This window comes from Marinactinospora endophytica, from assembly GCF_054780875.1.
Genome location: NZ_BAAGVM010000002.1, coordinates 184,036 through 198,166 on the forward strand (window position 1 = coordinate 184,036; position 14,131 = coordinate 198,166).

General features: G+C 68.3%; 10 protein-coding genes. 7 read left to right on the forward strand and 3 right to left on the reverse strand.

Annotated elements, in window-relative coordinates; genetic code table 11:
* Positions 1 to 251 precede the first annotated feature (251 nt).
* Both ACYVHU_RS04740 and ACYVHU_RS04745 read left to right on the forward strand, forming a co-directional pair.
* Positions 252 to 896: a GntR family transcriptional regulator gene (locus tag ACYVHU_RS04740; RefSeq protein WP_078760741.1), complete on the forward strand. Its 645-nt coding sequence runs from the start codon at positions 252 to 254 to the stop codon at positions 894 to 896.
* The gene (locus tag ACYVHU_RS04745; RefSeq protein WP_078760740.1) at positions 893 to 2,176 is read left to right on the forward strand and encodes an MFS transporter; all 1,284 of its coding nucleotides are present in this window, start codon (positions 893 to 895) and stop codon (positions 2,174 to 2,176) included. Before ACYVHU_RS04740 ends, ACYVHU_RS04745 begins: the two co-directional genes overlap by 4 nt.
* A 30-nt stretch (positions 2,177 to 2,206) precedes the next feature.
* Here ACYVHU_RS04745 and ACYVHU_RS04750 read toward each other — a convergent pair whose 3' ends face one another.
* The 3 genes from ACYVHU_RS04750 to ACYVHU_RS04760 form a co-directional block, all read right to left on the reverse strand.
* Positions 2,207 to 2,419, reverse strand: coding sequence for a DUF6458 family protein (locus ACYVHU_RS04750; protein WP_432938033.1), 213 nt, complete (start codon positions 2,417 to 2,419; stop codon positions 2,207 to 2,209).
* A gap of 167 nt (positions 2,420 to 2,586) precedes the next feature.
* On the reverse strand, positions 2,587 to 4,410 hold the full coding sequence (locus ACYVHU_RS04755; protein ID WP_078760738.1) for an acyl-CoA dehydrogenase: 1,824 nt from the start codon (positions 4,408 to 4,410) through the stop codon (positions 2,587 to 2,589).
* A 113-nt stretch (positions 4,411 to 4,523) separates the two neighbouring features.
* A complete protein-coding gene (locus tag ACYVHU_RS04760) occupies positions 4,524 to 5,045 on the reverse strand; it encodes a hypothetical protein (protein ID WP_078760737.1) in 522 nt (173 codons plus the stop codon).
* 196 nt (positions 5,046 to 5,241) lie between these two features.
* On the opposite strand from ACYVHU_RS04760, the gene ACYVHU_RS04765 reads away from it, so the two are divergent.
* From ACYVHU_RS04765 to ACYVHU_RS04785, 5 genes are all read left to right on the forward strand, one after another.
* A complete protein-coding gene (locus ACYVHU_RS04765; protein WP_159457224.1) occupies positions 5,242 to 5,712 on the forward strand; it encodes an RDD family protein in 471 nt (156 codons plus the stop codon).
* A gap of 172 nt (positions 5,713 to 5,884) precedes the next feature.
* Positions 5,885 to 7,174, forward strand: a complete 1,290-nt coding sequence (locus ACYVHU_RS04770) for a glycosyltransferase (RefSeq protein ID WP_078760735.1) — start codon at positions 5,885 to 5,887, stop codon at positions 7,172 to 7,174.
* A 264-nt stretch (positions 7,175 to 7,438) separates the two neighbouring features.
* Positions 7,439 to 8,695: a glycosyltransferase gene (locus tag ACYVHU_RS04775; protein ID WP_235000813.1), complete on the forward strand. Its 1,257-nt coding sequence runs from the start codon at positions 7,439 to 7,441 to the stop codon at positions 8,693 to 8,695.
* An 806-nt stretch (positions 8,696 to 9,501) separates the two neighbouring features.
* The gene (locus ACYVHU_RS04780) at positions 9,502 to 12,336 is read left to right on the forward strand and encodes an AfsR/SARP family transcriptional regulator (RefSeq protein ID WP_498947621.1); all 2,835 of its coding nucleotides are present in this window, start codon (positions 9,502 to 9,504) and stop codon (positions 12,334 to 12,336) included.
* Positions 12,337 to 12,741: 405 nt separating this feature from the next.
* Positions 12,742 to 14,124 carry an AAA family ATPase gene (locus tag ACYVHU_RS04785; protein ID WP_078760734.1) on the forward strand — a complete coding sequence of 461 codons (1,383 nt, stop codon included), beginning with the start codon at positions 12,742 to 12,744 and terminating at the stop codon, positions 14,122 to 14,124.
* Positions 14,125 to 14,131: the final 7 nt, after the last annotated feature.

Here is a 14,131-nt window from a genome sequence, read left to right on the forward strand (position 1 = left end):
CGTTCGCGCTGGTCGCCGCCGCTTTTCCGGGGGAAGGGGTGGGGTGCTCGTGAGTGGGCCCCGCGGGCGCGCGGCGGTGGGGCGTCCTGGCGGGAAGGCCCTGGGCGTAGGGGCGACTTCATTTTCTGCCCGTTTTTCGGACAGATTACGCCACTTCGGCTTGTGCTGTATGTCGCACTCGGCGTCAATGGCCCTCTAGAGGGCTAGATGGGGGATCTGAAGGGGTCTGTCGGAATTAGCATGGATACAACATGGATACAAGGCTTTCCGCGGCAGACCGCACCTACGCCCACACCAAGGACGCGATCCTCTCCCGACGCTACGTGGGCGGTGAGATCCTCAGCGAGGGGGACATCGCCGCCGACGTCGGAGTCTCCCGCACACCCGTGCGCGAGGCCCTTCTCCGGCTTGAGGCCGAAGGGCTCGTCCGCCTCTACCCCAAGCGTGGGGCGCTGGTCGTGCCCGTCTCCCAGCAAGAGATCGACGACGTCATCGAGACCCGCCGCCTCGTCGAGGGATACACGGCCGAACGCGCGGCCGAGGCCGGGCAGGAGGCCCGGCGCGAGCTCGTCGCCACCCTCACCGGCCACCTCGACGCCATGAACGCCCACCTGGAGAACGACAGGCGCGCCTTCGTCCTGGCCGACCGGGAGTTCCACCGCGCCATCGTCACCGCGAGCGGCAACGAGATCCTCATCCACCTCTACGGCACCCTGCGCGACCGGCAGCTGCGCATGATGGAGGAGGGGACCCGCACCGCCGCGCGGATGCGCCGCAACATCGAGGAGCACGGCGCCATCCTGGAGGCGATCCGCGCCGGAGATCCCGCCGCCGCCCGCACCGCGGTGCGGGTGCACATGGACGGCGCCGCGACCCTGCTGGGGGCCCGCCGATGAGCGTCGACGCCTCGCGGGCCGCGACCGACGGCCGGACGGGACCGCTGGAGCCGCCGGGCGGCGCCCGCGCCTGGCTGGTGTGGGGCGTCGGGGTCGGCGTCTACTTCCTCGCCATGTTCCACCGCAACGGCATGAGCGTCGCGGCGCTGGAGGCCCAGGAACGCTTCCAGGTCGGCCCGGCGCTGCTGTCTCTGCTGCCGATGCTCCAGCTGCTCGTCTATGTCGTGCTGCAGGTGCCCACGGGGCTGTTGGCCGACAGGATCGGGCCGCGCAGGTCCCTTCTCATGGGGCTGGTGTCGATGGCCCTGGGGGTCGGCCTGTTCGCGGTCGCGCCCAGCATCGAACTGGCGGTCCTCGGCCGGGTGCTCATCGGGCTGGGGGACGCCGTCACCTTCCTCAACGTCATCAGGCTCGGCGCCCTGTGGTTCCCCCGTTCGCGCTACGCGCTCGTCAGCGCCCTCACGGGCGTGGTCGGCGGCCTGGGCCAGGTCGCCAGTGTCACGCCGCTGTCGCTGGCCCTGGAGGGCGTGGGCTGGACGGCCTCCTTCCTCGGGGCGGGCGTGGTGACCGTCCTGATGATGCTGCTGGTCCTGTTCGCGGTCCGCGACCGCGCGGACGGGGTGTCCACGGCGGCCCCGGCCGAACGGCTCTCGGTGTGGGCGAGCGTCGGCGAGGCGCTGCGTTCGCCGGGGCCCCGGGTCGGCATGGCGCACCACGCCGCGGTCATGGCGCCCTACACCACCCTGACGGTGCTGTGGGGGTATGCCTTCCTGGTCGAGGGGGTCGGGATGTCCTCGGCGACCGCGGGGTTGCTGCTCAGCGGTCTGGGGGTGGCCACGTTGTGGCTGTCGCCCGTCCTCGGCGCGTTCGTGGGACGCTCGCCGGGTGCCCGGCGCCCGTTCGCGATGCTGCTGGGCGGGATGCTGAGCCTCGGCTGGCTCGCGCTCACCCTCTGGCCGGGAGGCCCGCCCACGCCCCTGGTGGTGGCGGTGCTGACCGTGAGCGCCGCGGGAGCGGTGATCGCGCCGGCCCTGTCGTTCGACTTCGCCCGGGACGGGGTGCCGGCCCACCGGACCGGGGCCGCGTCGGGGCTGGTGAACATGAGCGGGTTCACCACGACGGTGATCGCGACGGTCAGCGCGGGGGTGATCCTGGAGGCGCTGCCCGAGCCCCACGACGTGGTGGCCTTCCAGAAGGCCTTCCTGCCGCTGACGGGAACGACCGTGCTCGCCACGCTGGTGCTGATCGCGCTGTTGTGGCGTTATCCGGCGCGGCGCTGAAAGGGGCGGGGGCGTGTCGGGGCGGGGCGCTCACAGCCGGTTGTTGTCGCCGGGGATGCGCTCCTCGGTCTCGCGGTTGCTGCGCAGGACCATGAGGAGCAGCGTCAACACCACGATCGCGATCCCGGCGAGCATCAGGATGACGCCGATGGCGCCAAGGTCGAGCCCTTGCAGGTCGGCGGTGATACCGAAACGCAGTACGGCGCCGACGACCACCAGGAAGATTCCGAGCCCGATGCCCATCTGCCCACCTCCGGGACGAGGAGTTGTCGTTAGTCGAGGTCTCTCTACCCCGTAGTGGAGCGCGCATTACCGAAAGCCGGATTTCCATTGAAGAAACAAAAAGGGTGGGACGGTCGAAAACCGTCCCACCCTGACGCGATGTCCGGGCTCAGCCCGGATAAGGCGGATCAGAAAGCGGATTCGGGGATGTCCATGATGTCGAGCGTGACGTTCTCCGCGATCCGGCGCTCGGCCGCGATCCGCGGCAGGACCTGCTCGGCGAAGAACCGCGCCGCCGCGATCTTGCCGGTGTAGAAGTCCGTGTCGGCGCCGGTCGCGCCGTCGAGCCGCGCCAGCGCGACCTCGGCCTGCCGCAGCAGCAGCCAGCCCAGGACCACGTCGCCCAGCGCCATCAGCAGGCGGGTGGCGTTGAGGCCGACCTTGTAGAGCTCGCGCGGCTCCTCGGCGGACCCCATCGCGTGGCCCACCATGACCTCGACGATCCGCTCGACGTCGGCGGTGGCCTCGGCCAGCAGCGCCCGCTCGTTCTTGAGCCGGCCGTTGCCCGCCTCGCTGCCGGCGAAGCCCTTGATCTCGCCCAGCAGCATGCCCAGGGCCTGACCGTTGTTCTTCACGATCTTGCGGAAGAAGAGGTCCTGGGCCTGGATGGCGGTGGTGCCCTCGTAGAGGGTGTCGATCTTGGCGTCGCGGATGTACTGCTCCAGCGGGTAGTCCTGGAGGTAGCCGGACCCGCCGAGCGTCTGAAGCGACTCCGCCAGCAGCGCGTAGGAGCGCTCGGAACCCACACCCTTCACGATGGGCAGCAGCAGGTCGTTCAGCGCCTCCACCGCGCTGGCGTCCTCGCCGTTGTGCTTGGCGATCTGCACCGCGTCCTGCTGGCAGGCGGTGTAGACGACCAGCGCCCGCAGGGCCTCGGCGTAGGCCTTCTGGGTCATCAGGCTGCGCCGGACGTCGGGGTGGTGGGTGATGGTGACCCGGGGGGCGGTCTTGTCGGCCTGCCGGGTCAGGTCGGCGCCCTGGACACGTTCCTTCGCGTAGGCCAGGGCGTTGAGGTAGCCGGTGGACAGCGTCGCGATCGCCTTCGTGCCGACCATCATCCGCGCGTATTCGATGACGAGGAACATCTGCCGGATGCCGTCGTGCTTGTCGCCGACGAGGTAGCCGATGGCGGGGTGCTCGGCCCCGAAGGTCAGCTCGCAGGTGGCCGAGGCCTTCAGGCCCATCTTGTGCTCGACGTTGGTGACGTAGACGCCGTTGCGCTCGCCCAGCGTGCCGTCCTCGTTGACCAGGAACTTGGGCACGAGGAAGAGCGAGAGTCCCTTGGTCCCGGGGCGGGCGCCCTCGGGGCGCGCCAGCACCAGGTGGAAGATGTTCTCGGACATGTCCTGGTCGGCCGAGGTGATGAAGCGCTTCACGCCCTCGATGTGCCAGGTGCCGTCTCCCTGGTCGATGGCCTTGGTGCGGCCGGCGCCGACGTCGGAGCCCGCGTCCGGCTCGGTCAGCACCATGGTGGCGCCCCACTTGCGCTCGATGGCGAGCTCGGCGAACCGCTTCTGCGCCTCGTTGCCCTCCTGCCAGAGGATGCTGGCGAAGCCGGGGCCGCCGGAGTACATGTGCAGGGCGGGGTTGGCGCCGAGGATCAGCTCGGCCGCGGCCCAGACGAGGGAGCGGGGCGCGCCGGTGCCGCCGAGTTCCGTCGGCAGGTCGAGGCGGAACCACTCGGCGTCCATGTAGGCCTGGTAGGAGCGCTTGAAGCCCTCGGGCATGGTGACCGAGTGGGTCGCGGGGTCGAAGACGGGCGGGTTGCGGTCGGCGTCCTCGAACGACTCGGCCACGATCCCGGTGGCGAGCCGGTTGACCTCGTCGAGAATGGTGCGAGCCGTGTCCTCGTCCAGCTCCTCGAACGGGCCGGTTCCCAGCACGTCCTGGCGCTTGAAGACCTCAAAAAGGTTGAACTCGAGGTCACGGAGGTTGCTCTTGTAGTGCGTCATGGAGCGCTCCGCTGTGTCGTGGCCGCTGTGTCTGAACACGCGATCTACTGGCTAGTAACAAAAAGATGTTACTACCCGGTAGTAGCGTCGCGCCAGAGGCTTTGGCGCTGGAATCACGTTCCGATGGCCATGACCCGGGCGATCGCGTCCAACATCGCACCGACCTCGGGAAGCGGACCCTCGCCCAGGTCGAACCGCCGGCCGTCACGGGTCCAACGGGCCAACCGGGTGCGCCGCTCGGTGCGCGGCCCGCAGATGGCGCGGTCGGCCTCCAGAAGGAAGAAGTCCGGATCCCCCGGGCCGAGGAACGGGTCGGACGCGCGAGTCCCGCACACCATGTAGGTCTCGCCCGGACGCGCCGGCTGCGGCAGCACGACGATCACCGCCTCCAGCGAGCCCCGCTCGGTGTGCAGCGCGGTCAGACCGGTCGGCTCCAACCGTTCGGACTCGGGGAGCCACGCCCCGGCGCGCCGCCAGGCGCCGCGCAGCCCTTCGACGAGGTGTCCCTCGCGCGCCAGGGAGAAGAGCCGGGGACCGAGCTGAAAGGTGATCGCCCGCAGCACCACGTTGGTGAACTCGTCGTGGTGCCGGCGCGGCACGTCATCGCCCCGGCCCACAGCGTGCCCGAACCGCATGCGTTCGCCTCCGTATCGACGTCGTCCCTGGCCCGTGATGCCGGGGTTGTCACGGACCCGCCGAGCCCTGGCCGACGGCCGGGACCACCCCTCGTTCCGTAGGGTGATTTTCTCGCGTCCGGGCCGGTTCGGGCACCGGAACACGGCCGGTGAGGAAGCGGGAATTCGATACCTCTGGCAGAGGGGGAGGTGGAAGGTGTCCGTCGGTTCGTCCTTCGCCGTCCCGCCACGTCCCCCGTCGCGTTCGTCGACCGCGGTCGTGGGGCGCCGTCTGGCGCAGGCGGTCCTCGACGTGTTCCTCTCCTCGGTCCTGCCGGTGCTGGTCCTGTCCCTCTACCTCGCCGTGCCCCGGACGTCGCCTCCCGGGGGTACGGGCTCCTCCGTTCTGCCGGCCCTGCTCGTGCTGGCGCTCGGCTGCCTCGCCCACGCCTGGTACTGGGTGATCCGGCCGCACGGGGTGGGGCGCGGGCAGACCACGGGGATGCGGCTGCTGGGGATCCGTCCGGTCTCCGCCGATGGCGGACCCGTCTCGGCGGCGCGGTTGACCGTGCGCTGGCTCCTCCTCCCCGTCGACCTGCTCGTGGTGGGACTGGTGGTCATGCTGCTCAGCCCGCGGCACCAGAGGCTGGGGGACCTCCTCGCGGGGACTTTCGTCGTTCGGGATTGATCCTGAATTAACGACCTTCTCCGAAATTCGGACATCCTAGCGGACAAAGCGTCGTAAAACCCTCTGGTGTTGCCGTTTCGTGTCTCTAACCCCATGTTGACGTGTTGATACGCAAGCCACTTGAATCAGGTTGGCGATAATTTGGATGCGGATGTGCTGTGGAGGCCGATTCATGGGGGCTCGAGGGCTGACGGTGCTGTTCTTCCCGGAAAGTGCCTACGGTCCGACCAACAACTGCATCGGAATCGGCGACGTGCTGCGGCAACGCGGTCACCGCGTCGTCTTCGCCGCCGAGTCCTCGTGGAAGGGAAGACTGCGCCCCTTCGGGTTCGAGGAGGAGCTCGTCGACCTCGAACCGCCCGCGGCGGGGGGTGGATCCCAGGCGCCGGGACAGTTCTGGAAGGACTACGTCGCCCAACGCGCCCCCGAGTTCCGCCGCTCCACCTTCGAACAACTGACCACGGTCACCGCCGACATCTACGCGACCCTGATCGACGGGGCGCAGTACGTCGAGCCGCAGCTGAAGGAGATCATCGCCCGGGTGCGTCCCGATGTGATCGTCGAGGACAACGTCGTGCTGTTCCCCGCGCTGGCCACCGCCGGGGTCCCCCTCGTGCGCATCGCCTCGTGCAACCCCCTGGAGGTACCGGGCGTCGACGTGCCCCCGATCTTCTCCGGCTATCCCTCCAACGACCGCAGCCGTTGGCGGATCTTCCGGGAGGAGTTCGAGCGCACCCACCGGGCGCTGTGGGAGCGCTTCGACCGCTGGGTGCGCAGCCAGGGTGCCGGCCCGCTGCCCTATCTGCGTTTCATGCCCGAGGCCGACGTCAACCTCTACCTGTATCCCGAGATCGCCGACTACGTCGACCGGCGGGAGATGAACCCGAACTGGATCCGTCTGGAGTCGTCGGTCCGGCGTACCGACGAGCCGTTCGAGATCCCGGAGAAGATCGCCAAGGGAGAGGGATCGCTCGTCTACTTCAGCCTCGGATCGCTCGGCTCGGCCGACGTCGAGCTGATGCAGCGGCTCATCGACATGCTGGAGCACACCGTGCACCGTTACATCGTCTCCATGGGGCCGCGCCATGAGGAACTGCGCCTGCCGGACAACATGTGGGGGGCGGAGTTCCTGCCCCAGACCACCATCCTGCCGCTGGTGGACCTGGTGATCACGCACGGGGGCAACAACACCGTCACCGAGTCCTTCCACTTCGGCAAACCGATGGTGGTCCTCCCACTGTTCTGGGACCAGTACGACAACGCCCAGCGCGTCCACGAACTCGGATTCGGACAGCGCCTGGACACCTATCGGGTCACCTTCCGGGAGTTGCACGAGGCGATGGAGCGCCTGCTGGGCAACGCCTGGATGCGCCAGCACCTGCGTGAGATCGGCGCGGAGATCAGGGAGCGGAACGGGCTGGAACTCGCGGCCGACCACATCGAGAAGGTCGGCATTCGCTGATCAGGCCGACTCCGTGATCTGTGCCACTTGAACGGTCGATCGGTTGGATGAAAGGTGAAGTTTCCGTCGCGAGAAGGCCGTGAATGGTCGAATTCCGTTGCCGCTTCCTCTTCTGCTGGAGTGGCGGAACCTGGTACTCACTTAGGGACGCAGTAGAGGAGAAGTCTCCAAATCCCCCATAAAGGCGTCAAACGCTATTTTTTATCCTAAAAGCGACAGGTGGTGCCCTGGCTGATGGCCGATCGGAAACTGACGGTGCTCTTCATGCCCGAAAGCGCGTACGGTCCGACCAACAACTGCATCGGGATCGGCGACGTGCTGCGGCAACGCGGTCACCGCGTCGTCTTCGCCGCCGAGTCCTCCTGGAAGGGCCGGCTCGCCCCGTTGGGATTCGAAGAGGAGCTCGTGGACCTCACGCCCCCGCCCGAGGACGCGGCGGGACAGGACCCCGGCCAGTTCTGGAAGGACTACATCGCCGAGATCTCCCCCGAGTTCCGCAAGCCCACCATCCAGCAACTGGAGACGGTGGTCCGCCCCATCTACGAGGAACTCATCGAAGGGGTCAAATACGCCGAACCGCAGCTGAAGGAGATCATCGCCCGGGTGCGTCCCGATGTGATCGTCGAGGACAACGTCGTGCTGTTCCCCGCGCTGGCCACCGCCGGGGTGCCCTTCGTCCGCATGCTCTCGTGCAACCCCCTGGAGGTGCCCGGCCCCGACGTGCCGCCGCCCTTCTCCGGACTCTCCACGGGGGACCACGGCGCCGCCGAGACGTTCCGGGAGGAGTTCGAGCGCACCCACGGCGAGATGTGGACCGCGTTCAACGCCTACGTCCGTGAGCAGGGCGGGCCGGAACTTCCCCACCTCCAGTTCATGCCCGAAGGCGACCTCAACCTGTACCTGTACCCCGAGATCGCCGACTACGTGGACCGCCGCCCGCTCGGTGACGGTTGGCACCGCCTGGACTCCTCCGTGCGGCGCACCGGGGTCCCGATCCGGCTGCCCGACCACATCGCCTCCGGTGACGGGTCGCTCATCTACTTCAGCCTCGGCTCGCTCGGCTCGGCCGATGTGGACCTGATGCGGCGGGTCATCGACGCCCTCGCCGGCACCGGACACCGCTACATCGTCTCCAAGGGGCCGCGCCACGACGAGATCGAGCTCGCCCCGAACATGTGGGGGGCGGAGTTCCTGCCGCAGACGAAGATCCTGCCGCTGGCGGACCTGGTGATCACGCACGGGGGCAACAACACCGTCACCGAGTCCCTGCACTTCGGCAAGCCGATGATCGTGCTGCCGCTGTTCTGGGACCAGTACGACAACGCCCAGCGCGTTCACGAACTCGGGCTCGGCCTGCGCCTGGACACCTACGGCTTCCAGGCGGAGGAGATGCGCTCGGCGATCGAGTCCCTCCTCGGCAACGCGGGCCTGCGCCGCCACCTGGAGGAGATCGGCGAGACGATCCGGGGCCGTGACGGCGTGGAGCGCGCGGCCGACCTGATCGAGTCCGCGGCGCGCTGAGTTCCGCGAGGCGGACCACCGAGGCCGGGTCAGGGAGGACGGACCTCCCCGACCCGGCCTCGCTCCTGTCTGGAGGAGGAACGCCGTTGGTGCGGCAGTGTCTCACGACGGGAATGGAAACGGTTTCGTTTTCTCAACACTTCCGACGCGATTTCGCCACTTTTTCTTTTCCAGGACAAGGGGGCGAATTCACGATTCTGCAACGTTTGTCCGTCATGCCTGTGGATCCGCTCCCGGAGCGGAAATCGTTGTTGTGCCCGTGTCTTCCGTCGTCGTGGCGTGGAAGGCGAGGAAAGGGCGAGGGGGAGTGCGGACGCGATCCTGGTCATCCATGTCCCGGAAAGCGGGATCCCGTTTCCGGTCGGGGACAACGGCACCGAGGTGCGGACATGCGGGGTCTCGGTGCCGACCGGTTCGGCCGGTAGGACCCGCTCCGGTTCCGAGGGGGGAGACGTTGCGCCTGGTGAAGGGCGGGGCGGCTCCGGACGGGAACGGGTGTGGCCACGTCGGGAGACCTCATTCCGGTAACCGGGTCCCCGTCGAGGCACAGGGGAGGCGGACTCCCGGCGGTCGCGATGCCGCCTGAGTCCGAGCGGGGCCGGCTTGAGAGGTGTCCGAGCTCCACCTTCGAGAAGTGCGTTAAAAAAGCCTCACTATAGTGCTTTTGGCTGTTTTGTCAGTTAATGTCTCCTGATTGAGGGTGCCTGGGGCGGGAACCACGGGAGGACAGGATCAGCGCTGCAAGGGGAGAGGAACAGGTCTTCAAGATCCTCGGGCCGCTGGAAGTCATCAGCCCGACCGGACCGGTGCGCATTTCGCTGGGGCGTCAACAGATCCTCCTCGGCGCACTCCTCCTGGAACAGGGAAGGGTGGTGCGAGTCGACCGGCTGATCGACATGATCTGGGACGAAGACCCTCCCGACACCGCGCGGACCCAGGTACAGATCTGCGTGTCCCGGCTGCGTAAGGCGCTGACCGACAACGGGGTCAAGGCCACCATCCTCACGCGGCCCCCCGGCTACCTGCTGCGCGTGCCGGAGGAACGGGTCGACGTGCGTCTGTACGAGCGGCGGATCAGCGAGGCCGAGGCGCTCGTACGCGACGGACAGACGGAGAAGGCGGCCCTCTGCTTCCGCAAGGCCGTGGCCCTGTGGCGGGGCCCGGCGCTGAGCGGCATCAAGAGCCGGGGGCTGCGGGCCAAGGGAGCCCGGCTCGACGAGAGCAGGCTGGACACGATCGAGTCCTACATCGAACTCGAACTCGGCCTCGGCCGCCACCACCAGCTGGTCGGGGAGATCAGCGGCCTCGTGCACGAACACCCCTTCCGGGAGCGGCTGCGCGCCCAGCTCATGCTGGCCCTGTACAGGTCGGGGCGCAGGGCCAAGGCGCTCGAAACCTACCGGGCCGGACGCGAACTGCTGGCACGGGAACTCGGCCTGGAACCCGGGGAGGAACTACGCCGGACAGAGGCGGCGATCCTCGCCGGTGACGCGCTGTTCCGCCCCGCGGAGGCCGTCACCCTGGTCACCGCCCTCGAACCCACGCCGGAGGAACCGGCCGATCCAGGCGGCGACGAGGCGACGTTCACCGTGGGAACACCCCCCAGGCAGCTCCCTCCCGACACGGCCGACTTCGTCGGACGGACGGAGGAGATCGCGGAGATCGAGAAGGCGCTCGTCGAAGCGCGCCCCAAACAGGCCGTCGGTGTCGTCGTGGTCGTGGGCAAGCCGGGCGTGGGCAAGAGCTCCCTGGCCCTGCACGTCGCCCACCGGCTGGCCCAGGAGCGCTTTCCGGACGGTCAGCTGTACTTCGACCTGGGAGGGACCAGGGCGGACCCCGTCGAACCGGCCGACATTCTCGTCCGCTTCCTCCGAGCCCTGGGGATCCCCGGCCCGGCGATCCCCGCGCGCCTGGACGAGCGCGCTGAGATGTACCGCAGCCTGCTGGCCGGCCGGCGGATTCTGGTGCTCCTCGACGACGCGGCCAGCGAGAGGCAGATCTCCCCGCTCCTGCCGGGCAGCGCGAGTTGCGCGGTGATCGTGACCAGCAGGTGCAGGCTCACCGGTGTCCCGGGGGCGCGTGTCGTGGAGCCGGACGTGCTCGGTTCCCAGCAGTCGGTACGCCTCCTCGCCCGCGTCCTGGGCGAGGAACGGGTGGCCAGGGAACCGGAGGCGGCGGCGACCCTCGTGGCCGCCGTGGGGAACCTGCCGCTGGCTCTGCGGATCATCGGCGCCCGGTTGGCGGCCCGCCCGCACTGGTCGCTGGCGTCGATGGTGCGAAGGCTCTCCGACGAGCACCGCTGGCTCGACGAGCTCTCCCACGGAGACATGGTCATGCGGGCGAGCATCTCCCTCACCTATGACGGGCTGGGCGCGCAGGCGCGGCGACTGCTGCGGTTGCTCGGCCTCGTGGAGACGGCGGACTTCCCGGGATGGGTCGCCGGCGCCCTCCTCGGGGACGGCCGTCCCTTCCCGGCGGACCTGCTCGACCCGTTGGTCGACGCCCAGATGCTCGATGTCGTCGATCCCGAACTCGCGGGGGAGCCGCATTATCTGTTCCACAGCACCATCCGGATGTTCGTCCGGGAGCGGCTCGGAGAAGGGCGGGACGAGAACGACAGAGTCGGCGCGGTCGAGCGAATGGTCAGCGGCTGGCTGGCCCTGGTCGACCAGGCGAACCGGAACATCTATGGCGGTGATTACCTCATATTGAGGGGGGAGCATCCCCGTTGGCGTCCGCGCGGTCCCCAAAACGGCGACCTCGTCGACAGGCCGCTGAAGTGGCTGGAGGAGCGGCAGGACGCCCTGTGCTCGGCGGTCCACCAGGCCGCCGACCTGGGACTGGACGAACTGTGCTGGGACCTCGCCAGCAGTCTGGTGCCACTGTTCGAAAGACGCGGTTATCTGGACCAGTGGGAGCAGACGAACTGTCGGGCGCAGCAGGTGGTCCGCAACGCCGGTAACCGGCGGGGCATCGCCGCGCTGGCCTACTCTCTCGCCTCCCTGCACATCTGCCGCCGTCAGTACTCCTGGGCGTTTCCGGCCCTGACCTCGGCCCTGAAGGAATTCGACGCCCTCGGCGATCCGCTCGGCCGGGCGAAATGCCTCCGAGACCTCGCCTTCCTCTGGTACGTCCGGGGACACAACGAGAGGGCCCTGGCGCTGAGCGAGCAGGCGTTCACCGAGTTCCGGCGGATCGAGGACGTCCCCGGGCAGGGACGGGCTCTGGTGCTGAGCGGCCACGTTCATACGAGGCTCGGCGACTTCGTCCAGGCGCTCCTACATCTCCAGCGCGCGCTGGAGTGCGCGGAGATGACGCGCGATCGGCGCAGCCAGGCGCAGGTACTGCGCCGTATCGGACAGACGCTGATGTGCCGGGGGGAGGACCGGAAGGCGGCGGACGTGCTGCGGGAGGCCTACGACCTCATCAAGGAGGACGGTGATCTCATCGGTGAGGGCTACCTCCTCCACGACCTTGGTGAGGTGTATATGGAACTGGGGTGTCCGAGCGAGGCGCTGCGCTACCTGAAACGGTCGCTGGCCATTCGTGAACAGATCTCGGACCGCGAAGGGATGAACGAGGTGCGGGCCGCGATCGAGCGGCTGGAGGGACGGCCGATCAGCCACGCCTGGCCGGGCTGATCGGCCTGGGGTAAGGGCGTTCCACCGCCTCACGAGTCCCACGTGTCGTCGTTGGCGGAGCCGGGGCCGAGCCGCTGTGTGCCGGGGGCTGTGGTGAGCACGGGGGCACCTTTCTTGCCGATCGGTGACTATCTGCGACCAGACGGTAGTGGAGAGTCTAATTCTCTGGTTATCACCGTCCTATCTCCGCGCTATCAAAGACTCTTCGTCGGGTGGGGCGCCGAAATTAACTTTCATCCCTTTTATCGGATTTCTTTCATGTGTCTGGATTGCGCAGAGTCACCCCTCTGATCCGCTTCGTTGTTTGTCTCTCCTGGTCGGCCGCGTGATGGTGCCCTGATAGTGCGATCCCAATGATGAGAGACGGCAGTTTCGGCGTTTCAGAACGAAAGGCCAACGTGGAAGATGAGTGTTTTGGACGGACGGCGTTTCGGCCGCTTGGTTCGGGACCACCGCATGCGGATCGGTCTCACCCAGCGGCAACTGGCCGATCTCTCCACGGTCAGTATCCGCGCGATCCGGGACCTGGAACACGGGAGGGCGATTCGCCCACGTCAGGATACGGTCCGCCTCATCGCCAAAGGACTCCGGTTGAGCGACCGTCAGCGTGCGGACCTGGAAGCGGCGGCGGGATGGGGGGAGGACGGCGGACAGGTCGCCGGTGATCTCGGCGTGGAGTCGACCACCCCGCCGTCTCCCCAGGGCGTGATCGTGGGGAGGGACGACGAGGTCGCGGCCCTGGAGGAGATGCTCCTGACGGGACGGGGCCGGTTGGTCACCGTGACCGGAGTCACCGGCGTGGGCAAGACGCGCCTGGCCACGGAGGTCGCCTCCCGGTTGCACGCCGGTTTCGGCTGGCCGGTGCTCTGGAACTCCTCGGAGGAACGGGACCGGTTACCCAGACGGATCCGAACGGCCATCAGCGCCCTCTTCGGCGACGTCTCCTCCCCGGAGGACGAGGCGGGGGCAAAGGAGCTCGCCGCCCTCATCGGAGACCGCCGTGTCCTGCTCGTCTTGGACGGAACCCGTTCGCTCCCGCTCGGGCACGATCGCGTCACCGCGTTCCTCGGGGAGTGCCCGGAAGTGCGGATCCTCAGTACCTCCGGGCGCCCCCATGGGATCCCCGGGGAACAGGTCTTCGCGCTCATGCCGCTCGAACTGCCCGACGTCCGGGACCAGCGCTCCTCCGCCGACCTGCTCCGGGTGGCGTCGGTCCGCCTGTTCCTGGAACATCTCAGAACGGTCCGGCCGGGATTCACCCTGCACGACCAGGACGTCCAGTTGATCGCCGCCATCTGCCGCAGGCTCGACGGCCTGCCGCTGGCGCTGGAGGCCGCGGCCTCCTGGCTGGCCGTCTACGACTTCCCGGTCCTCCTCCAGTGTCTGACGGAGGAGCCGTTGAACCTGCTCTCCCCGTTCACCGAGACGTGGGAGAGGAACAGGGTCGAGGAAGGACTGAAAGGGGCGATAGCGCTGCTGGACCCGGACCAGCGCGCTGTGCTCGCCCGGCTCTGCGAATCCGGCTCCGCCTTCTCGATCGGGCGCATCGCCGAGTACACGGGCCACTCGCTGACGGACTCCGGACGTGTTCTGCGAGAACTGCTGCTCCGCGGCCTGGTCCGCTCCGATCAGCACCGCGTCCGTTTCCAGGTGCTCAACCTGGTCCACGCGCTGCACCACACCGTCGTGCCCGACGCCCCGATGCCCTGGCCGGAGGGGGGAACGGGGGACCACTCCGCCTTCCCCGGTCCCACACCCCATGCCCACGTCCCATACCGCAACGAATGAGAGCGAA

Excerpts from the sequence above, each read along its gene's own strand:
- ACYVHU_RS04775 (WP_235000813.1), top strand. The coding sequence starts at position 7,439 with ATGCCCGAAAGCGCGTACGGTCCGACCAACAACTGCATCGGGATCGGC.
- ACYVHU_RS04760 (WP_078760737.1), bottom strand. The coding sequence starts at position 5,045 with ATGCGGTTCGGGCACGCTGTGGGCCGGGGCGATGACGTGCCGCGCCGG.
- ACYVHU_RS04770 (WP_078760735.1), top strand. The coding sequence starts at position 5,885 with ATGGGGGCTCGAGGGCTGACGGTGCTGTTCTTCCCGGAAAGTGCCTAC.
- ACYVHU_RS04785 (WP_078760734.1), top strand. The coding sequence starts at position 12,742 with ATGAGTGTTTTGGACGGACGGCGTTTCGGCCGCTTGGTTCGGGACCAC.
- ACYVHU_RS04755 (WP_078760738.1), bottom strand. The coding sequence starts at position 4,410 with ATGACGCACTACAAGAGCAACCTCCGTGACCTCGAGTTCAACCTTTTT.
- ACYVHU_RS04745 (WP_078760740.1), top strand. The coding sequence starts at position 893 with ATGAGCGTCGACGCCTCGCGGGCCGCGACCGACGGCCGGACGGGACCG.
- ACYVHU_RS04740 (WP_078760741.1), top strand. The coding sequence starts at position 252 with ATGGATACAAGGCTTTCCGCGGCAGACCGCACCTACGCCCACACCAAG.
- ACYVHU_RS04750 (WP_432938033.1), bottom strand. The coding sequence starts at position 2,419 with ATGGGCATCGGGCTCGGAATCTTCCTGGTGGTCGTCGGCGCCGTACTG.